The 20,337-nt window shown below is 30.0% G+C and carries 20 protein-coding genes and 1 tRNA gene; 10 read left to right on the top strand and 11 right to left on the bottom strand.

What is annotated here, in order from left to right:
- Positions 1–12: 12 nt before the first annotated feature.
- The 11 genes from aroA to MARPI_RS00215 form a co-directional block, all read right to left on the bottom strand.
- Positions 13–1,281, bottom strand: coding sequence for a 3-phosphoshikimate 1-carboxyvinyltransferase (gene aroA / locus MARPI_RS00265; RefSeq protein WP_014295583.1), 1,269 nt, complete (start codon positions 1,279–1,281; stop codon positions 13–15).
- Complete coding sequence (gene aroF, locus MARPI_RS00260) at positions 1,278–2,099, bottom strand: 3-deoxy-7-phosphoheptulonate synthase (protein WP_014295582.1); 822 nt, start codon at positions 2,097–2,099, stop codon at positions 1,278–1,280. The genes aroA and aroF overlap by 4 nt, the downstream gene beginning before the upstream one ends.
- A 139-nt stretch (positions 2,100–2,238) precedes the next feature.
- Entirely contained in the window at positions 2,239–3,309 is a 1,071-nt protein-coding gene (locus MARPI_RS00255; RefSeq protein ID WP_014295581.1) for an Rpn family recombination-promoting nuclease/putative transposase, read from the bottom strand.
- 65 nt (positions 3,310–3,374) lie between these two features.
- Positions 3,375–3,992 (bottom strand): pyroglutamyl-peptidase I, encoded by a 618-nt coding sequence (pcp, locus tag MARPI_RS00250; protein ID WP_014295580.1) that lies wholly within the window; start codon positions 3,990–3,992, stop codon positions 3,375–3,377.
- Positions 3,993–4,105: 113 nt separating this feature from the next.
- Positions 4,106–4,996, bottom strand: coding sequence for an ACP S-malonyltransferase (fabD, locus tag MARPI_RS00245; RefSeq protein WP_014295579.1), 891 nt, complete (start codon positions 4,994–4,996; stop codon positions 4,106–4,108).
- Positions 4,993–5,922, bottom strand: a complete 930-nt coding sequence (locus MARPI_RS00240; protein ID WP_014295578.1) for a nitronate monooxygenase — start codon at positions 5,920–5,922, stop codon at positions 4,993–4,995. The genes fabD and MARPI_RS00240 overlap by 4 nt, the downstream gene beginning before the upstream one ends.
- On the bottom strand, positions 5,915–6,796 hold the full coding sequence (locus tag MARPI_RS00235; protein ID WP_014295577.1) for a 3-oxoacyl-ACP synthase III family protein: 882 nt from the start codon (positions 6,794–6,796) through the stop codon (positions 5,915–5,917). The genes MARPI_RS00240 and MARPI_RS00235 overlap by 8 nt, the downstream gene beginning before the upstream one ends.
- 1 nt (position 6,797) lies before the next feature.
- A complete protein-coding gene (gene fabZ, locus MARPI_RS00230; RefSeq protein WP_041638659.1) occupies positions 6,798–7,217 on the bottom strand; it encodes a 3-hydroxyacyl-ACP dehydratase FabZ in 420 nt (139 codons plus the stop codon).
- Positions 7,217–8,062 (bottom strand): DegV family protein, encoded by an 846-nt coding sequence (locus tag MARPI_RS00225; protein WP_014295575.1) that lies wholly within the window; start codon positions 8,060–8,062, stop codon positions 7,217–7,219. The genes fabZ and MARPI_RS00225 overlap by 1 nt, the downstream gene beginning before the upstream one ends.
- Before the next feature lie 15 nt (positions 8,063–8,077).
- The gene (gene fabF, locus MARPI_RS00220; RefSeq protein ID WP_014295574.1) at positions 8,078–9,307 is read right to left on the bottom strand and encodes a beta-ketoacyl-ACP synthase II; all 1,230 of its coding nucleotides are present in this window, start codon (positions 9,305–9,307) and stop codon (positions 8,078–8,080) included.
- Between the two features lie 192 nt (positions 9,308–9,499).
- Positions 9,500–11,449: an IGHMBP2 family helicase gene (locus MARPI_RS00215; protein WP_014295573.1), complete on the bottom strand. Its 1,950-nt coding sequence runs from the start codon at positions 11,447–11,449 to the stop codon at positions 9,500–9,502.
- 76 nt (positions 11,450–11,525) lie between these two features.
- Here MARPI_RS00215 and MARPI_RS10545 point away from each other — a divergent pair, with 76 nt between their 5' ends.
- The 10 genes from MARPI_RS10545 (at position 11,526) to MARPI_RS00165 (ending at position 20,320) form a co-directional block, all read left to right on the top strand.
- Positions 11,526–12,464, top strand: a complete 939-nt coding sequence (locus MARPI_RS10545; protein WP_014295572.1) for a PD-(D/E)XK nuclease family protein — start codon at positions 11,526–11,528, stop codon at positions 12,462–12,464.
- A gap of 51 nt (positions 12,465–12,515) precedes the next feature.
- Positions 12,516–12,591 (top strand) — tRNA-Ala (locus tag MARPI_RS00205).
- A gap of 72 nt (positions 12,592–12,663) precedes the next feature.
- Positions 12,664–13,491: a Cof-type HAD-IIB family hydrolase gene (locus MARPI_RS00200; RefSeq protein ID WP_014295571.1), complete on the top strand. Its 828-nt coding sequence runs from the start codon at positions 12,664–12,666 to the stop codon at positions 13,489–13,491.
- Positions 13,454–14,266, top strand: a complete 813-nt coding sequence (locus tag MARPI_RS00195; RefSeq protein WP_148265113.1) for a hypothetical protein — start codon at positions 13,454–13,456, stop codon at positions 14,264–14,266. The genes MARPI_RS00200 and MARPI_RS00195 overlap by 38 nt, the downstream gene beginning before the upstream one ends.
- A 19-nt stretch (positions 14,267–14,285) precedes the next feature.
- The gene (locus MARPI_RS00190) at positions 14,286–14,876 is read left to right on the top strand and encodes a diguanylate cyclase domain-containing protein (RefSeq protein WP_014295569.1); all 591 of its coding nucleotides are present in this window, start codon (positions 14,286–14,288) and stop codon (positions 14,874–14,876) included.
- A 28-nt stretch (positions 14,877–14,904) separates the two neighbouring features.
- On the top strand, positions 14,905–16,203 hold the full coding sequence (gene murA, locus MARPI_RS00185) for a UDP-N-acetylglucosamine 1-carboxyvinyltransferase (RefSeq protein ID WP_014295568.1): 1,299 nt from the start codon (positions 14,905–14,907) through the stop codon (positions 16,201–16,203).
- Positions 16,204–16,379: 176 nt separating this feature from the next.
- Positions 16,380–17,525: an aspartate aminotransferase gene (gene aspC / locus MARPI_RS00180; RefSeq protein ID WP_014295567.1), complete on the top strand. Its 1,146-nt coding sequence runs from the start codon at positions 16,380–16,382 to the stop codon at positions 17,523–17,525.
- Positions 17,525–18,892 (top strand): GlmL-related ornithine degradation protein, encoded by a 1,368-nt coding sequence (locus tag MARPI_RS00175; RefSeq protein ID WP_014295566.1) that lies wholly within the window; start codon positions 17,525–17,527, stop codon positions 18,890–18,892. The genes aspC and MARPI_RS00175 overlap by 1 nt, the downstream gene beginning before the upstream one ends.
- A gap of 61 nt (positions 18,893–18,953) precedes the next feature.
- Positions 18,954–19,709, top strand: a complete 756-nt coding sequence (locus MARPI_RS00170) for a hypothetical protein (RefSeq protein ID WP_014295565.1) — start codon at positions 18,954–18,956, stop codon at positions 19,707–19,709.
- 59 nt (positions 19,710–19,768) lie between these two features.
- Positions 19,769–20,320 (top strand): NUDIX domain-containing protein, encoded by a 552-nt coding sequence (locus MARPI_RS00165; RefSeq protein ID WP_014295564.1) that lies wholly within the window; start codon positions 19,769–19,771, stop codon positions 20,318–20,320.
- The last annotated feature ends 17 nt before the right edge of the window (positions 20,321–20,337 follow it).

Below are 20,337 nucleotides of genomic sequence, written 5' to 3'. Positions count from 1 at the left end.
ATTCCATTCCCCCTAAAACTCTTTGCTTAATTGATTTATAAGTTGAAAAAATTCTGGAAAAGATATTTCAACATCTTTTTCATTTTCAATGTATATACCCTCTTCGCTAATTAATCCCGCTATACCAAACATCATAGCTATTCTGTGGTCGCCAAATGTTTCAATCTTTCCACCTTTTATTCTCTGTTTTCCAGATATTTCAAAACCGTCAGGATATTCTTTAATTCTAATTCCTAAATTCTTGAAATTATCAACTATTGATTTTATCCTATCGCTTTCTTTTACCCTCAACTCTGTTGCATTTCTTAAAATTATTTTCCCATCAACATTTGTTCCAACTAAAGCTAAAAGTGGCAATTCATCTATTGCCGCAGGAATTAGATTCTCAGGAATCTCAATTCCATGTAAATCTTTTGATGTTTCAACATAAATATTTCCATATGGTTCCGGTTCATTTTCAATAATTTCATATTCAATATTAGCCCCCATTGATTTTAATATTTCAATATATCCCATTCTTGTATTATTTAATCCAACATTTTCTATTGTGATTTTAGCATTTTCATGCAATATTCCAAGGGTTATAAAAAATGCTGCTGAAGATATATCACCAGGAATATAAAAATTTTTTAATGGATATAATTCCGATTTTTGAATTTCTACATAATTCTTACTAACCTTTATATTAGCTCCCATATATTCTAACATTCTTTCAGTATGATCCCTTGAACTCTTATCTCCTCTAATTATTGTTTTTCCTTCCGCATCTAATCCTGCTATTATTATCGCTGATTTAACCTGAGCGCTTGAAATAGGTAAAGTATAATCTATCCCTTTTAATTTTCCTCCTATTATTTTTAATGGCAATTTATTATTCCGAGTCTCAATATTCGCTCCCATTTGTCTTAATGGTTCTACAACTCGTTTCATAGGCCTTTTGGAAAGGGATTGATCCCCAGTTAACAAAAACAGCCCGTTTTTTGACGTAAAGTATCCACTCAGCAAACGGGCTGTTGTTCCTGAATTACCACAATATAATTCATATTTATCTTCTTTTATTTTTTGAGGTATTATCTTAAGTTTATTAAAATCTCCTGAAAAACGCATTCCTATTTTCTTCAATATTTCAAATGTCCTTTTTGTATCCTCTGATAATAATAAATTATTGATAATACTTTCATCTTTTGCCAGTGAAGATAATATCAACGCTCTATGTGTAATGGACTTATCAGCTGGCATACTCAATTTAGCCCTTATCTTTTTTATTGGCATTATCCTCATATAATTTCAACTCCGAAAGCCTTTGATAATTCTCTTAATTCTTTCACAACCTCTTCAAATTCTTTGAAAGTTAAACTTTGCTTCCCATCGGAAAGGGCTTTTTCTGGTTTAGGATGTACTTCAACCATTATTCCCATTGCTCCAACAGCAAGTGAAGCTCTTATGAGATCAGGAATTATATCCCTTCTTCCAGCCGCATGGCTTGGATCAATTATAATTGGTAAAAAAGTTTCGTTTTTCAATACTGGCACAGCAGATATATCCAGAGTATTTCTTGTCTGTGTTTCAAAGGTTCTAATACCTCTTTCGCACAATATTATATTTTTATTTCCTTCAAGGGCTATATATTCCGCAGAATATAGAAACTCTTTAATTGTCATCATAAAACCACGTTTTAACAACACCGGCTTAGACATTTGACCAACTTTTTTTAAAAGTCCATAATTCTGAGAATTTCTTGAGCCTATTTGAATTATATCTGCGCATTTATTTACAATTTCAAGACTCTCTTCCTCAAGAGCTTCTGTTATTATTTTCAAATTATATTTTTCAGAGGCAGACTTTAAATATTCCAATCCTTTTTTGCCAAGCCCCTGAAAAGAATATGGAGAAGTCCTTGGTTTGAAAACTCCTCCACGCATTATTTTTATTTCCAGTTCTGAAAGGAAATGCGCAGTTTCTTCAACAATCTCCTTGCTTTCTACAGAACATGGTCCAGCAATTATTGTAAAATAACCTTTTCCAAAAAATACATCTTCTGATATATTTACTTTATAATCATCCAAGATATTCTCTTTTGAAATTATTTTTATGTCCATATCTTCCTCCTGGAATCTATTTAATACTGCTTATAATTAATTATAACATTTTTTGTTGAATTTTCTGATATATTGCGTATTAAAAATCTTTCATAATACTTAATATATTAATTTAAAAAAGGGCATATTTAAATGCCCTTTACTTATTTTTGAGAATATCAATTACTTCATCTAATGTTATATCAAATATATTTTCAGCCAGATTATTTAATTCATCTAGATTCATGTTTTCAAGTTTATCCAGATAAATTTTTATATCTTCTCCAAATTTTTTTAACAATTGAACCCGTAATAGCGTTATCGCTTTTCTTCTTTCACCTTCTAATATTCCCTGTTGAATTCCCTGTTGAATTCCTTCTTGAATTCCTTCTTGAATTCCTTGTTGAAATCCATCTTTTTTACCTTTTTCCATTCCTTCTTTATATCCCTTTTCTAGAGCATCATGAATCGCTTCATTTACCGCTTTTACAAAATTCTCAAACATATTTTCCACCTCCTCTTCAAAAACTTCTTCAGGAAGTTCCAATTCCCCATTCCTTTTGACGAGAGTTTTTATCACTCCGTTCACATAATTTCTAAATTTTTCCTTTTCTTTATCAGGCAATTTTTCCAACTCTTCTTTTATTTCATATATTATTTTCTGAATTTTATTTCGTTCTGCTTTATTTAAAGCTAATAATAAACCTAATGCATTTTTTATATTTATTAATTGTTCCTCAGAAATTTGGCTTAAATCAATTACTTCATATTTAAATTTTGGTGTATATTCATCAAACATTTCCCAATTTTCTACTTTTTTCATAAACCAATTTTCAGCCGTCCATTTTCTTTTTCCTGTATAAAATACTATCGGCATTATTGGTATTAATTTAAACCCTTTTGTTCTCGATTCTTTTTTATGTTCATTTATATAATTTTTCCATATTCGTACCATATATTCGAGTATTCTAAATTGCATTAAATAATCTACAGTTGATTGATGTTCTATCAATAAATATAGATATACTTCATTTTCAAAATATTTTACTTTAAATAGTAAATCACTTTCCTTATCTCCATATTTTATATCTGTAAATTTTGTATGTTCTATTGTTATATCTTCTGCTGAAATCCCATAACTTTTTAATTTAGGAATAAACATATTTATAAATTCAAGTACCATTTCTTTATCGGAAAATATTTCCTTGAATAATTGATCGTATATTCCCATCTTTCCTTTTCCCCCTTATTCTTTCATATATATTATATCATAATCAGATTTTTGGATTAAATTTATTATGTTATAGATTCCTTAATGCTTGTTTTTATAATTTGTTCAAGTGCCTTTACTATATTTTCCAATGACATACTTGGAAGATTTCCTTTTTTATCAATAATTTGTTCAGGAAGATAAGGAACATGAATAAATCCACCTAAAGTTTTTTTAAAATCCCTTTCAATATAATACATCAATCCATACAATAAATGGTTGCAAACAAAGGTTCCTGCGCTGTTTGATATCTCTGCTGGAATACCTATACCTTCCAACTCCTTTTTTATCTTTTTTATAGGAAGATTGGAAAAATATGCATTTTCACCATCAAAGAATATAGGCTTATCCTCTGGTTTTTGCCCTTCATTATCCGGAATTTTGGCATCATCGATATTTATTGCCACTCTTTCTATTGATATTCTTGCCCTTCCACCAGCTTGACCAACACATATTACTATATCCGGTTGCTCCTCACACATTTTACTTCTTAATGTTTCTATGGATTTATAAAATACCGTTGGGATTTCTAACCTTATTATCTCACCACCATAAATACTGCTTGATAATCGCTTTACCGCTTCAAAAGATGGATTAATCTTTTCACCATCAAATGGTTCAAAACCTGTCACTAATACTTTCATTATTTCACCCTTCCTTTAAATTATTCATTAAATTATATCATAACAATATCCCCTTCCAGAAAAACGGAAGGGGATATTAACTAAAAATGGCTGTCTTGTGGTATTTTAAATATTTATTTTACCTTTAATATACTTTGAGGTTGTAATGTTTTGTCTATTCTTTTTACAAGGCCTGTCAAAACCTTTCCAGGTCCAACTTCATATACTTTTTCAACACCTATTTCCTTCATCTTCTTTATTGATTCAACCCATCTTACAGTACCGGTTATCTGTTTTATGAGATTCTCCTTTATTTTTTCCGGATCTTCCTCAACCTCTGCGGAATAATTCTGAATCACCTTATACTTTGGTGTTTTGAACTCTATTTTTGCCAATTCATCTGCCATTTTTTCCTGGGCTGGTGCAACTAATTTTGAATGGAAAGGGCCACTAACATTTAATTCAACTACCTTTTTCGCACCTTTTTCTTTCATTACTTCTAAAGCCTTTTGTACTTCCTTTTTATCTCCGCTTATTACTATCTGTTCAGGAGAATTATGATTTGCTACATTTATATTTTCAAATTCCTTTAAAACTTCATTTATTTTTTCTATATCAAGTCCTATTATTGCCCCCATACCTCCTACACCTGGAGGACATGCTTCACTCATGTATTTTCCTCTCAACCTAACCAATTTTACTGCATCTTCAAAAGATAATACTCCAGCTCCTGCTAACGCTGTCCATTCCCCTAACGAATGTCCAGCTACTACATCTGGAACAATATTTAATTTTTCAATTGCATATAAATACATTATATAAGATATAGTTAATAATGAAGGTTGAGTATTTTCTGTCAAAGTTAATAATTGTTCATCATCACCAAATATTATCCCTTTTAAATCAACACTTATGCTTTCTGATGCTATATCTAAATATTTCTCATATTCAGGATATTTTTCAAGTATTTCTTTTCCCATTCCAAGTGTTTGTGAACCCTGGCCAGGAAATACAAATGCTATCATTTTTCAGCACCTCTCTCTTTTAAAATTTTCTCAAATTCCATACCAAATTCTTCTACAATTTCTTTTACACTTCTTATTTCATTTATTAATCCAGCACTTTGCCCAGCCATGAAAGAACCATTTTCTAAATCACCATCAACAAATGCTTTTCTTAAACTACCAACCATCAATTCTTCTGCTTCCTCCGGTGATGCAACTTCAAGTTTCTTTATTTTCTTTGCAAACTTTGTTTTTAAAACTCTTGCTGGATGTCCCATTGTCGCACCTGTTACAATAGCATCTCTAATTCCAGCTTTTAAAATAAGATTTTTGTAATTTTCATGTGCCTCACATTCATGAGTAGCGACAAAACGTGTCCCCATTTGTATTCCTTCGGCACCAAGTTCTATTACGGCCTTCATTCCCCTAATATCCGCTATTCCGCCAGCTGCAACTACAGGAATATCAAGAACTTCAACTAATTTTGGTATAAGAACCATCGTAGTAACATCACCTATATGGCCACCACATTCCATTCCTTCTCCAATTATTATGTCCACACCAGCTTTTTGAAGTCTCAAAGCGAGGTTTTCAGAAGAAACTACAGCCATAACCTTTATATTGTTTTCTTTTAATTCTGGAATATATTTCCCTGGATTTCCAGCACCGAAAACCAATACAGGTACTTTCTTTTTTATTGCTATTTCAACTAATTGATCAGCATATGGATTAACGAGAATTATATTAACCGCATATGTTTTATCGGTTAATGTATTTATTTCATCTATTGCTTTTTCCAATATTTCCGGTGTCATACTTCCTGCACCAATAGTTCCCAAACCACCTGCATTTGATACAGCTGCTGCAAGTTTTGGCGTTCCTACCCAGGCCATACCGCCTTCAAAAATTGGATATTTTATATTTAGTATTTCTGTAACTCTATTCATTACCACACCTCCATGCAATTCCTGATGCCGTCATCCCACCACCAACCGATATAAATAAATAATCCTTTAACGATATTTCATTATTGCCATATTTTACAAATAAAGATACCGGTATACTGGCTGCTCCCGTATTTCCATAACCTTCTATTATATCTATAAATTCAGTGTTTTTATAATATTTTTTTACACTTTCCAGTATCCTTTTGTTTGCCTGATGAGGAACTACTATCTTTTCTCCATATTCCTTAAAATACGCATCTATCATTTTTCTCATATTATTGACTGCAAATTTATATACCCTTTTACCATCCATTTTTATCTTTTTATTTTCATTTATATTTAATGCATCAAGATATTCTGGATCATAATGAACCCTATGATCACATACACAATTGTCATGATTTTCCAAAATCATGGCTACAGCCGCATCAGAAAATAAGATAGCAGTATTTATATCATCAGGTTCAACAAGATCCGATAATTTTTCCGATATAATCATCAATATTTTATTGGCTATATTTTCTCTAAACATTGAATTTGCAATATGCAAAGAAGTAATGAAACCAACAAATCCGTTTGATATATCTATTCCGTATCTTGGCGTTGCTATTTTCAATTCTTCAAATGCTCTTACATAATAAGGAACATAATGTGCTCCTACTGAAGATACAAATAATACAGTATCAACACCATTTAAATTTAAACCTTCTGTTGCCTTCATTCCCATTTGAAATATATCCAGTTCGGATACAAACCTTTTTTTTATTCCTGTTCTTTTATATATCCATTCTTCAGAAACATTAAACCTTTCTGCAAGTTCTTTATTATCCAACACTCTTTCAGGAATATATGCATTAATTTCTTTAATTTTCATGTTATCCCTTCTTTATTCCAACAAGTATTTCAGCACTTGTTACTACTTTTCCATTCACCTTTCCTTTTCCACTTAATTTATACATACCCATTTTCTCCTGAATCAATTCAACTTCATATACAAGCTTATCTCCAGGACGAACCTCTTTTTTAAATCTTGCCTTGTCTATACCTAAAAACAATGGTATTGCATCATCTTTTAAATCCTTCATCAATAATAATCCGGCAGTTTGTGCGAGGCCTTCTATAATAAGTACCCCCGGCATTATTGGATATTGTGGAAAATGCCCCTGAAAAAACGGTTCATTTACCGACACATTTTTATATGCAATTATTTTATTTTCTGAAACTTCTTCCACACCATCAACCAACAAAAAAGGATATCTATGTGGTAATATTTTCATTATTTCATCAATATTCATTACTCCCATTGTGTTATCACCCCTACCGCTTCAGGTCCTAAATGAGTTCCTATTACTGTATCCAACATTGAATAAACTATATCTTCATCTTTTATTCCTCTACTTCTTAATTCTTCTAACAATTGGCCACCATATTTTAAATTGCCAGTATGAATCACTGCCAATCTCTTTAATCTCATGGAATCAATTCTTTCAAGTCCTAAATTTGCCAATTCCTTTACCATCTTACCAATACCTCTCACATTTTTTACAGGTATAATTTCCCCTTCAGTCAATGAAAGGACTGGCTTCATATTAAGCAATCCACCCATTAATGCCTTTGCTTTACCAATTCTACCACCCTTGTATAAATAATCTAAATTGGTAACGCTAAAATATATTCTTGTAGACTTGTAAAATTCCCTTGCATATTCAACAAGTTGTTCGACGCTATACATTCCACTTTTTATTCTTTCCATTAATTCCAAAACAAGAAAACCTAAACCGTAACTGGTTAATTTTGAATCCAGTAAAAATATTCTTTTTTCATCAACCATAGAAGCTGCTAATCTTGCAGAATTTAATGTCCCGCTTAATTTTTCAGAAATTGTAACTGTAATAAGATAATCATATCTTTTTAGCATATCCCTGTATACCTCTTCAAAATCCTTTACAGAAGGTTGAGAGGTTAAAGGTACGTATGATCCAACTTTTAAGTCCTCATAAAAAGTTGTCTGGCATAAATCAATTGCTTTTACATGATTTCCGTTTCTTAAAATATATAATGAAGCATATCCAATATCGTTTTTTTCCATAAATTCCTGTGTTAAATTACACGTATTATCGGTAACTATACCTATTTTCATATAAAATCACTCCTCTTACAAACTTTTATACACTATCGATGCATTATGTCCTCCAAATCCAAATGAATTCTTTATGGCATATTCTACCTTTTCTTCTATAGTTTCTTTTGGGAAATTCAAATCTTTTAATTCATCATTGGGTTCAAATAAACTTGGCATTCCATGAATAAATCCTTCTTTCATCTGCAATACCATACCTATAAATTCTATTGCTGCTGCTGCACCTAATCCATGTCCTACCAATGATTTTGTTCCCTGGATATATATTTTTTTAGCATGTTCTCCAAATGCACTTCTTAGAGCTCGTGTTTCAGCAATATCTCCAGCAGGTGTTGAAGTAGCATGACAATTTGCAAGTTTTACCTTTTCTGGATCAACCTTTGCATCTTCAAGAGCTAATTCCACAGCTTTAGCTGCACCAGTCCCATTTTCATCAGGAGCACTTATATGATAAGCATCACCTGTCATACCAAATCCTTCTACATATCCATAAATATTTGCATTTCTCTTTTTAGCGTGTTCTTCAGATTCAAGCACAATAACCCCTGCACCTTCAGCCATTACAAAACCATCTCTATCTTTATCAAATGGTCTTGATGCAGTCTTAGGATCATCATTTCTTGTTGATAATGCCATCATATTAGCAAATGCAGCTATTGGCATTGGATCTATTGTTGCTTCAGTTCCTCCAACTATTGCAACATCTACATAACCATGTCTTATTAACATACTTCCCATAATTATTGCATGTAATGATGATGCACAGGCACTTACTGTATTAAAATTAGGACCTTTTAATCCAAATTCTATTGAAACAACACCTGAAGCCATATCAGAAATCATCATTGGTATCAAGAAAGGACTAACAACTCTTGGACCTTTCTTTTCCATTTTCAAAAATTCCTTATATAATGTTTTAAATCCACCTATTCCTGATGCAACAATTACTGCTGCATTTTCCTTCCAATCTTCTCCTTCAAGATTACTATCTTCCAATGCTTCTTTTGTTGCTGCAATTGCAAACTGTAAAAATCTGTCATATCTTCTTGCAAGCTTTTTATCCATATATAACGTTGGTTCAAAATCTTTAACCTCTGCTGCAATCTTTACCTTATGATCTGTTGTGTCAAATTGAGTTATGTGATCAATACCTATAGTCATCTTTTTTAATTCTTCCTTAAATTCCTTTGTGTTTTTTGCTATTGAATTAATAGTTCCTAATCCTGTTACTGCTACTTTTCTCATTTTCATACCTCCCACTGTATTTTTTATTCCATTATTATTATTAGCAACACCGTGCCAACTTATTTTTATACGAACATTTGTTTGCAGTTTTAAAAATTTTTATACCCTGAATACATAAACTATATAAAACATATACAAATCTTATACCCTTTTATAAACAAATCCCTTCCGAAAAATTCGGAAGGGATTTGTTCATATACTAATTATTTTCCCATGTAAGGAAATGTAGTTTATAAGTTCATCAAATAGTGGATAATTTTTCAGTGTTGAGATATCACCTATTATTATCAGTTTTTTACGGGCTCTGGTTATTGCTACATTTAATCTTCTTTCGTCTTTTAAGAATCCTATTGTTCCTTCATCGTTGCTTCTGGTTAACGAAAGGATTATTACGTCATTTTCTCTTCCCTGAAAACCATCGACGGTATTGACATAAAAATCTGTCTTTTCTTTTAAATATTTCATCTGGTCTTTGTAAGGTGTGATTATTCCAAAATCGACATTTTGTTCTTTTAATATGGTTGCCAGTTCAATTACTATTTTTGCTTCCAATGGATTGTATTTTGATTTTGAACCTTTTTTGTATATTTCAAACCTTTCTGGATTTGCTGAGGTATCTACAAAAACAATTGGTGTTGTATCAAGAATTTCCTTTGTTTTTTCGTCATTTACTTCTGAAAGATCAAGAGTTAAGGTTTGATTATAGACATTATCTGCACTTCTTAATATTCCGTTGTAGAACTTTTGATTTGAGAATTGCATTATTTTGTCATTCATCCTATATTGAACCTTTAATATTGCGGAATGCGATGGATATTTGTTAATCATTCTTTCAAAAAGCGTTTTTGAAAGAATATTTTCTACATCTTTATTTAATATTGTTGGTGGCAATTGTCTGTGGTCTCCACCCATAATTATCTTTTTGCCATGTGTAATTGGTATATAACATGAAGGTTCTGTCGATTGGGATGCTTCATCTATTACCACAACATCAAAGGTTATATTTTCTAACTCATCTATTCCTGATGTACTGTTTGTGCTTACTATAATTTGATATTCTTCAATTATTTTTTTTATTAACTCTTCTTCCATTTCCCTGGCTTTGTCAAAGAGTTTTTGAACTTCATTGTTTATTTTTATCCATTCATACATTTTTTTCATTACATCTGGGAATATTCCTCTTGTTCCTCTGTCTTTTAAAGCATATTTTTCAATTTGTTCGTCTGTTAACCCTCTTCTATTTTGCGGGGTTGGCTTTATTCCTATTTTGTCTCTTTTTTCAGATAACTGCATGGCTTCATCTCTGATTTTTACAATTTCTTTGTATTCTTCATGGTTTTCTGCTATGTAATATAATGAATGTTTTTTTAAGTCTTCGTCTACACGCCCAGGATGTCCAAGCCGGCAGATTTTAAAGGTTTCATATTTTATTAGATTTCCAAGTATATTATCTGTTGCAGCGTTTGAGTCAGCAGTTACAAGCACTTTCTTTTCTTTTTTAGCTTCCTGGATTATAATTTCTGTTAATGTTCTTGTTTTTCCTGTTCCAGGTGGTCCATGAATTAAAAATATTTCTTTGCTTCCAATTGCTTTTTCTACTGCTTCTTTCTGAGATTTGTTCAATGAGTTATCAAAAAACTTTATTTTTTCTTTTTTAATGGGTGTTGGTTTATATTTCCCGGTAAATATGTTTTTTAATATTTTTAATTCATTTTCAGCATAATTCATTTTTAAAATGGCTTTTTGCATTCTTTTAAAGGTTATTTCATTTAAGAATAAATCAAGTCTTATGTTTTTGCTTTTATATACCCAAACAGGAATTTTTTCAGAAAAGGATACGATAATATACTTTTTCCCAACTTCTGTAACCGTCGCTGTTAAATCACTTTTTAATGGATCGCCTTTACTTACCAATACAATATCTCCAGAAGAAATCTCTGTTTTTATATCCTTTTTTCTGCCAAATTTTACTATGTATAAGTTACCTATTTCCCTTCCAAGATATTTTCCAGAAAGGCCTGTTATAGCCCTTCCCATTTTTTCCCTTTCTTTTTTGTACAATTTTATTTCATTTTTCATAGCCTGTATTTCTGCTTCTTTTTCCAGTTCTATTGCTTCATACAGTTTTTCAAAAAAGTTCATCGCATCACCTCATAATTGATTATATATTTAAATTTTATGTTATAATATTTCTGAAAAAAATAAAGGAGTTGAAATTTTGATTGGTGAATATCCTGAAAAGTCATGGTCTCTTTCAAAACATAAAATTTTGAATAAATGCCCTCGTGAATTCTACTTCACAAAGTTTTATAAATGGCGTGGTTGGGAAGATACTGTTGAGTACAGAAAAAAACTTGCGTATAGGCTGGATAAAATCACTACAATTGAAAAATATCTTGGTAATGTAGTTCATGATTTTATCACAATAAATATTACTACATCTTCTTTAAATAACAAAAGAGATGCTGTTAATTTCATAGGAAATAAATTTAATATTGCCATAAAAGATTCGTATAAACATAAAAAGCAATGGTTTGAAAGACCTAAGGATTATGTTATGTTCCATTCTGTTTATTATAACACGAGAAAATTATTTGATGATAATTTTGGAAGAAATTTAAAAGAAAAAACTGAAAAAATAATTAATAATTACTTTTCTTCTGATACTTATCAGCGATTAAAAGAGGAACATATTAAATATGAAGTTGATGAAACTAATTTCCCTCATTTTTTTATAAATGATTATAAGATTTACAGCATTATCGATTTAATGTTCGAACAAAATGGAAAGATTTATATTGTTGATTGGAAAACAGGAAAACCTTCTAAAGATGATGAATTTCAATTAAGGTTATATGCATTATATGCTTCTTTAAAGTATGGATTCCCACTTGAGGACATTATCTTGATTAATGAATATCTTCTTTATGGTTATGCAGAAGAAAGAGTATTTAAAAATGAGGATATTATAGAAGTTGAAGAGTTTATAAAAGAACAGATAAAGGTTTTAGAAGGTTATCTTAAGGATTCATATTTAAATATTCCAAAAGATGAAGAATATTTTGTAGCAAATCCATCTATAAATAATTGTAAATGGTGTAATTTCAAAGAAATATGTCCTGCATATAAGGAAATGAGGGAAAAGAACAAAATTTAAAATGGATTTCTTGACAATTTAAACTTTATATTATATAATAATTTGTGATGTGGGGTCGTGGCGCAGCTGGGAGCGCGCTACCATGGCACGGTAGAGGTCGTGGGTTCAAGTCCCATCGACTCCACCAGAAAATGGGGAATTTATCCCCATTTTTTTGTTTTTTTGTTAAATGTATGATATAATTTAAGGGGTGAGAAACTTGCATAATAAAACATTTATCTTCGATCTTGATGGAACATTATTAAATTCAAATGAGTCCATTTCCCAAAGAACTGTTGAAAGTATTAAAAAAATATTTGAAATGGGAAGTTTTATAATTATTGCAAGTGGTCGAATGTATAAATCTACAAGATTAATTGTAGAAAAATATATGCCTTTTTTACATAATAACATCCCTATTGTTTCATATAATGGTGCATATGTTGTAAGTCATACAGGGGAAGTTGTTTTTGAATCTGATATTTTAAAGGATTTAGCTATTAAGGTTATTGAGGATTTAAAAAAACACGATACACATGTGCAAATATATTTAAATGATGATTTAATTACCGATAAAGACAATGATGAAATAAAACAATATGCCAAACATTCAGGTGTTGAATATAAGATTGTAAAAGATATTGTTGAGCATATAAAACAACATGGAGAACCAACAAAAATTCTCGCTATAAATCAACCAGAGAAACTTGATATTATTCAAAAATCCATGACAGAAAAATATGGAAATACCTTAAATATAGTTAGATCATTTAGTATTTATCTTGATTTTTTAAATAAGGATTCATCCAAAGGTCTTGCTTTAAAGAAATTAAAGGAAATTTACAGATTTAATCTGGAAGAAGCATATATATTCGGAGATAGTGAAAATGATATATCTATGCTTTCTCTGTCAAAGAATTCTTATGCAATGGCCAATGCAAATGAACATGTTAAAGAATCTGCAAGAAATATAACCCTATCAAATGATGAAGAGGGTGTTGCTATTGTCCTTGAAAAGATTATTTCTAATTTTAGTAATAGTAATTAATTTTATTTATGTTTTTTCTGAAAAAATACCAATTGAAAAAGAAAAAGTAATAATAGGTTATTTAAATACCTCTTTAGAAGATTCAGTCAATAAAGAGGCTTTTTATGGTTATTTGCTAAATTTACATGAATTGGATAAAGAATTGGATTATTTTGTTTTAGGCACATTAAACTCTTATGACTTGATATTTGAATTTTCAAAAAGTATAGGCTCTTTTTTAAAAAGAAAAGGATATGATTTTGTTGTATTTGGTAATTTAGCCACATTAAAAAAAGGAACAGAAAATTTTTTAGAATATATTGCAAGCTCCCCATATATAGTATCCCAGGTTCTTTATACTATGATACGCGGGTTTGAAACATCAGGCATTTTTCCTGTTATCTACCTCAGACAGGATTTTGATTCAGATGTAAAGAATTCCTTAGAACAAAAGGCTGGAAAAGTTTTTTATTATTCTAATACATATGATAAAACCTTTATGTTTTATGATAAAATAGAAAAAAAGGTATTTTTAAATAATGATATTTATCCAGAATTAAACTGGGAAATTTTTAATTCTGAAAATTATAAAGAAATAATAAAAGAAATATATGAAAATTCTATTATTGTTACAGGCTGGATAGGAAAAAACTATAAAAAATACTATAGAAAACTTCCTGAAAACAGTAAAGAAAAAAGTATAGTTTATTTTTCAAAAAGCGTTGAAAATCTTATAAACGATTTTATCAACAATAAAACTCCTATATATTCTGCAAAGAAAAATTGGAGTTGGTAAAAAATAAGGGGGGAATAAAATGGATTTTGAAAATAAGGTAAATCAATTAGAAAAAGAGAATAATCAATTGAAGGAAAAAGTTGATCAACTTGAAAGTACAATTGATAATATGAATAAACTTATTGAAGAATATAATACTTTTACTAAAGAAGAGATAGATGCATATAGTGATTTTGTAGATGATATTATCACACGTGATTTTATTGATCCATCAACAAGGGTATATTCAAGAAAATTTTTTGATAAGATTTTTTACCTGTTACTTGAAAAGGCTTTCGAAAGCCAGAAAAATTATGGTCTTATTATTCTAAAATTACCGGAATTAGCTGAAATAAAATACGAAGGTGAATTGTATAAAGGTCCTGAAATGGAAATAGGAAAAATATTAAGAAGCAATGTAAGATTGCCGTTGGACTTAGTGTTGAGATATTCAAAAACAACATTTGCCATAATTATACCAGACATTACAGAAGATGTATTGTTTAAAGTTTCCGACAGAATAAAAAGTCAAATTGAAAAACTTGATTTTATAAACAATTTAGAGATATACAAATTTTATTTACCTCAAGATTTAACATCTACGGGAGATTTAATAAAATATTTTGAATAGCGCTATTCATATGAATGGAGGAAATAGAATGAAACATAGATTGGAGATTGAAACCATGGGTAAAATGAAAGTTGCCGGACCTCAATATGCAAACGGTGAAATCACCATATCCGGTTCAAAAAATTCGGCATTACCTATATTAGCTGCAACAATTCTAACCGATGAAAAGGTTATATTGCATAATATACCAAATCTTGCTGACGTTAATACAATGATTGAAATATTAGAAAACACAGGTAAAAAGGTTACGTGGGAAAACTCAACATTAGTTATAGAAAAAGGCGAAGAAAAAATCAATTCTATTTTACCCTATGGTCCTGTAAGAAAAATGCGAGCTTCATTTAACGTACTTGGCCCACTTACCATAAGAAATGGTTATGCAAAAGTTGCATTACCTGGAGGTTGTTCAATAGGTGTAAGACCTGTTAATTTTCATTTAGAAGGTTTAAAAAAATTAGGAATTGAATCAAAAATCGAACATGGTTATACAAATTCAAAATTTACAGAAAATAATCATCAGAAAAAAATACATATTTCATTGCCTTTCCCAAGTGTTGGTGCAACTGAACATTTAATTACAACAGCAGTAATGTTAAAAGATACTGAAACAATATTGACCAATTGTGCCCAAGAACCCGAAATTGTAGATTTATGTAATTTCCTAATTTCAATGGGAGCTAGAATCGAAGGTCAGGGATCATCTAATATCAAAATTTATGGCACCGATAGATTATACGGAACAGAATATACTATTATTCCAGATAGAATTGAAGCTGGAACTTATGCTATATTAGGAGCTATACTCGGGGGAAAAGTTACTTTAAACAATGTAATAGAAGATCATCTTTTCTCCTTACTTGATATTTTTGAAAAACTCGGAATTCATTATGAATTTAAAAATAATACGTTAATTGTTAGCGGTATTTCAAAAATGGAATTAACTCCTGTTGATGTTGAAACCTCGACATTCCCTGGATTTCCAACAGATTTACAACCTCAACTAATGGTATTGCTTAGCTTAATTCCTGGAAGATCATCTATAACAGAAAATGTTTTTAAAACAAGATTTAATCATGTTGATGAACTTAACAGAATGGGTGCAAAAATTTTTGTTGAAAGTAATACGGCAATTATTACAGGAGTAACAAAGTTATCAGGCGCTCCACTTGAAGCAACAGATTTAAGAGCATCAGCAGCATTATTAATTGCTGCGTTAGCAGCTGAAGGGGAAACTGTAATTAATAACGTTGATCATATATTTAGAGGATATGAAAAATTATTTGACAAATTAGAAAAACTAAATTTAAGTGTTGAATACTTTGAATAAGGCAGTTCTTTTAAAGAACTGCCTTATTTTTAATTTATAAGATTAATGGAAAATAAATGAGTATAATTATCATCTTGCCATTTTCTTAACATAAATACAGCATAATTGATATTGAAATTTTTTTCATAAAGCGTTAGAATACAAATGACACAATATTTTATTTTGGAGGGATTATTTTGATATCAAAAATTATAAAAAGTATTCAACCATCTATTACTCTAGAATTAAATGCAAAAGCTATAGAGCTTGAAAAAAGTGGAGAAGATGTAGTTAAATTAACTGCTGGAGAACCGGATTTTATAACTCCTAAAGAAATTATTGAAAGTGCTTATAAAGCTATGCTTGAAGGAAAAACAAAATATACTGACTCAGCTGGTATTTTGGAATTGAGAGAAAAAATTGCTGATTTTATTAATAGTAGAAGAAACACAACATATACTCCAGATAATATTGTAGTATCCAATGGCGGAAAACAGGCATTGTACAATACGTTATTGGCATTATTAAACCCTGCAGATGAAGTTATAATGCTTGATCCTGCATGGGTAAGTTATGAAGCTCAAATAAAAATGGCCCGTGGAATTCCTGTTCATGTTCCATTAAAATTCAAAAATAATTTTATTCCAAAAGCTTCTGATATAGAACCTTATTTAAGCGAAAGAACAAAAGCTATAATTATTAATTCTCCAAATAATCCAACTGGCGCCGTATATCCCGAAGAAACATTTAAAGAAATTTATGAATTAATAAAAGATAGAGAAATTTATATTATAAGTGATGAAGTATATGAAAAATTAGTATTTGAAGGTGATTTTTTCTCACCTACACAATTAGAAGAATTAAGAGAAAGAACTATAATAATTAATGCTTTTTCAAAAACATGGTCAATGACAGGGTGGAGAGTTGGTTACTCAGTAGCTCCAAAAGAAATTTCAAAAGAAATTAAGAAAATACAGAGTCATCTTTCTTCAAATATCAATACTCCTGCTCAATATGGTGCATTATCAGCATTTGATGTAGATATTGATTATTATATAGAAAAATTTGATGAAAGAAGAAAATTTGTTTTGAACAAATTCAATCAAACAGATTTACCTTATGTTTATCCAAAAGGAGCATTTTATCTATTTATAGATGTTTCAAAATACGATACTAATGACTTAAATTTCTGTAATCAACTATTAAAAACAAAAAAATTAGCTGTTATACCTGGTAGTGGTTTTGGAGCTAAAGGGTTCATAAGAATTTCTTATGCAAACTCTATAGAAAATCTTGAAAAAGGAATCAATAGACTTATTGAATATATCAATGAGGTGAGATAATGAAAATTGATTTAGTTACTGCAGAAATTGGCAGTACAACAACTATAGTAACCTTATTTGATAAAATAGATACTAAAAAGCCTATTATTCTTTCTCAAGGAGAACATTACACAACTATTAATGAAGGGGATATAACAATAGGTATAGAACGAGCATTGAAAATTGCCGAGGAGCGTTTAGGAGAAAAGGTTGAATGGAATAAATTCCTTGCAACGTCCTCAGCCGCCGGCGGTTTGAAGATGACTGTTCATGGACTTGTATATGATATGACTGTAAAAGCTTCAAGAGAAGCTGCTCTTGGCGCTGGTGGTGTAATAAAATATATCACCGCTGGCAAAATGAGAAAATCCCATTTAAAAAAGATTCTTGAAATAAAACCAAATGTAATTTTTCTTGCTGGTGGTGTTGATTATGGTGAAGAAGAAACTGTATTACATAATGCCGAATTATTAAGGAATTTACCTATAAATGTTCCTGTAATTTACGCAGGAAATGTTGCTGTTGTTGATGAAATTAGAGAAATTTTTGAAGATAGTGGAAAAAAATTATATATTACCGAAAACGTATATCCAAAGGTTGATCAATTAAATGTTGAACCGGCAAGAAAGGTAATTCAAGAGGTTTTTTCTGAACATATTATCCACGCGCCAGGAATGGAAAAAATAGAAGAATATGTTGATGAAAAAATTATTCCTACACCTGCAGCTGTAATGAGAACTACACAACTATTAAGTGAATTATATAAAGATGTTTTAACAGTAGATATTGGAGGAGCAACTACAGACGTTGACTCTGTTACTGAAGGCGATCCAGAAATTCAAAGTATTATGATTAATCCTGAACCAGTTGCCAAAAGAACCGTAGAAGGGGATATGGGAGTATTTGTGAATGCACATACAGTAATAGAACTTATTGGCGAAAAAGAATTAAGAAAAAGATTTGAAAATTTTGATAAACTTGTTGAAGAAATTTCTCCATACCCCAAAACCATTGAAAATGAAAAGTTTATGGCAGCATTAGCTGAATATTGTTTTGTTGAAGGAATAAGAAGACACGCTGGAAGGAAAAAACATATCTATACACCTTTAGGGAGAAAAACTATTGCTCAGGGAAAGGATTTAACAGCTATAAAATATATTTTTGGAACTGGTGGTGTTCTTACAAGATCAAAATTCAATAAAACTATAATAAAATCAATTATCGGCCAACATAAACATCATCCTGATGAATTGTTGCCAAAAGAAATCAAAAAAATTGGTTATGATAAAAATTATATTTTCGCTCCTATTGGAGTAATTTCAACTATTGACAAAGAAATTGCTATTAATATATTAAAAGAAGATATAGAATTTTTTAATATTGATTGAAAAAACGCAAATACCCTGATATAATATAAATATAATAAAAATTCTATCAGGGGGCGAAATTATGAAAAAATTTCTTTTCTTATTTCTTGTTTTTGTATTATCGTTATTAGTATTTTCCGAAAAATTCTATCTTTTAAATGGTAAAGTTATTGAAGGTAAATTAGTACACTATTACAATGGTATATACGATGTGCAATTGAAAGATTCTTTAATTCAACTTAATGAGAAAGATATCGTAAAAATTATAATTCCAAAGCACATTGAAAAATATGTTTATCCTTTTATTGAAAAATCAAATGAATGGAAAATAGGAGGAAGAAGACAGGGCGGTAGCTTAATATATGTAGATACTGTGGATGGTAAAAAATGGTTAAGAATACATAAAGACGGTTTTTCTGAAAACAATTTATATAAAGATTTTAAACTTCCATATGGAAATAGAACACATGTTAATTTATCTGTTGATATGATGGGATTCACTTCAAGTACAAAAAGTACTGATGAAAAAGAATATTCTTTAGCAGGATTATTAATTGTTTTTATGGATAAAGATGGATATGAAGTTGGAAAAACATCATATGTATGGGGAAATAATTCCTATCCTTTTGAAAAACATAAATGGATTAATCGATTATATGCTACAATGTATACGCCATTTGAATTAAACTTTGATGTATCTAAATTTGCAAATGAAAAAGCTGATAAAATGAGAATTGTATTCTGGACATATTGTAGTAGTAATAAAAAGGATTTGGTTGCCGATTTATGGATTAAAAATTTCAACTTGATTTTATCGTATCCAACATTTGAAAAATAATCTCAAGTCTCCCTAACGGGAGGCTTTATTTTTAGAATATTATATTGAAGGGGGATAATATGAAAAATATCGAAAAATTTTTTAACACTATAAAAATTAACTTTGACATTAATAGATTACTTAAAAATGAAAATCAAAAAATAGCTGTAATGTGTTATGCTGAAAATGAATATGGTGAAGTTTTAATGCTTGAAAGATATAAAGAACCATTTGCAGGAAAATTAGTTCCGCCTGGTGGAAAAGTAAAGGATAATGAAGAGATTATTGAAGCAATGAAAAGAGAGTATATGGAAGAAACAGGTTTTAATTTAGAAAATATTGAACTAAAAGCATTTACTTCCGAAGAAGGTCCAGAACATTATAACTGGATATTATTTATATTTTTAGCGAAAATAAAGAAAGAACCTCTGCCAGAATGTAATGAAGGTATTTTAAAATGGATAAATAAAAAGCATTTTCAAAAAGAAAACTTAACGGATATAGATAAAAAGATTATTCCATATCTTTATGATGAAAAAGACTTTATTTATTTCTTTGAAATCAATTATGATGAAAATAAAAAAGCTCAAATAATAAATATTCAGGAAATAAAAAAGCCTTATTCTCCTTAGCTCTGGAATAAGGCTTT

The sequence above is a fragment of the Marinitoga piezophila KA3 genome, assembly GCF_000255135.1.
GTDB classification, from domain to species: Bacteria; Thermotogota; Thermotogae; order Petrotogales; family Petrotogaceae; genus Marinitoga; species Marinitoga piezophila.
This window is presented reverse-complemented; position numbering and strand designations above follow the sequence as displayed.

Bases quoted from the DNA above. Each gene is read 5' to 3' on its own strand.
- aroF (WP_014295582.1), bottom strand. From the start codon at position 2,099: ATGGACATAAAAATAATTTCAAAAGAGAATATCTTGGATGATTATAAA.
- MARPI_RS00175 (WP_014295566.1), top strand. From the start codon at position 17,525: ATGAAAATTGATTTAGTTACTGCAGAAATTGGCAGTACAACAACTATA.
- fabD (WP_014295579.1), bottom strand. From the start codon at position 4,996: ATGATAGCATTTGTATTTCCTGGCCAGGGTTCACAAACACTTGGAATG.
- MARPI_RS00225 (WP_014295575.1), bottom strand. From the start codon at position 8,062: ATGAAAATAGGTATAGTTACCGATAATACGTGTAATTTAACACAGGAA.
- MARPI_RS00240 (WP_014295578.1), bottom strand. From the start codon at position 5,922: ATGAATAGAGTTACAGAAATACTAAATATAAAATATCCAATTTTTGAA.
- MARPI_RS00235 (WP_014295577.1), bottom strand. From the start codon at position 6,796: ATGAAAATTAAAGAAATTAATGCATATATTCCTGAAAGAGTGTTGGAT.
- MARPI_RS00215 (WP_014295573.1), bottom strand. From the start codon at position 11,449: ATGAACTTTTTTGAAAAACTGTATGAAGCAATAGAACTGGAAAAAGAA.
- fabZ (WP_041638659.1), bottom strand. From the start codon at position 7,217: ATGAATATTGATGAAATAATGAAAATATTACCACATAGATATCCTTTT.
- MARPI_RS00165 (WP_014295564.1), top strand. From the start codon at position 19,769: ATGAAAAATATCGAAAAATTTTTTAACACTATAAAAATTAACTTTGAC.
- MARPI_RS00255 (WP_014295581.1), bottom strand. From the start codon at position 3,309: ATGGGAATATACGATCAATTATTCAAGGAAATATTTTCCGATAAAGAA.
- MARPI_RS00190 (WP_014295569.1), top strand. From the start codon at position 14,286: ATGGATTTTGAAAATAAGGTAAATCAATTAGAAAAAGAGAATAATCAA.
- fabF (WP_014295574.1), bottom strand. From the start codon at position 9,307: ATGAGAAAAGTAGCAGTAACAGGATTAGGAACTATTAATTCAATAGCA.
- pcp (WP_014295580.1), bottom strand. From the start codon at position 3,992: ATGAAAGTATTAGTGACAGGTTTTGAACCATTTGATGGTGAAAAGATT.
- murA (WP_014295568.1), top strand. From the start codon at position 14,905: ATGAAACATAGATTGGAGATTGAAACCATGGGTAAAATGAAAGTTGCC.
- aroA (WP_014295583.1), bottom strand. From the start codon at position 1,281: ATGAGGATAATGCCAATAAAAAAGATAAGGGCTAAATTGAGTATGCCA.
- MARPI_RS00170 (WP_014295565.1), top strand. From the start codon at position 18,954: ATGAAAAAATTTCTTTTCTTATTTCTTGTTTTTGTATTATCGTTATTA.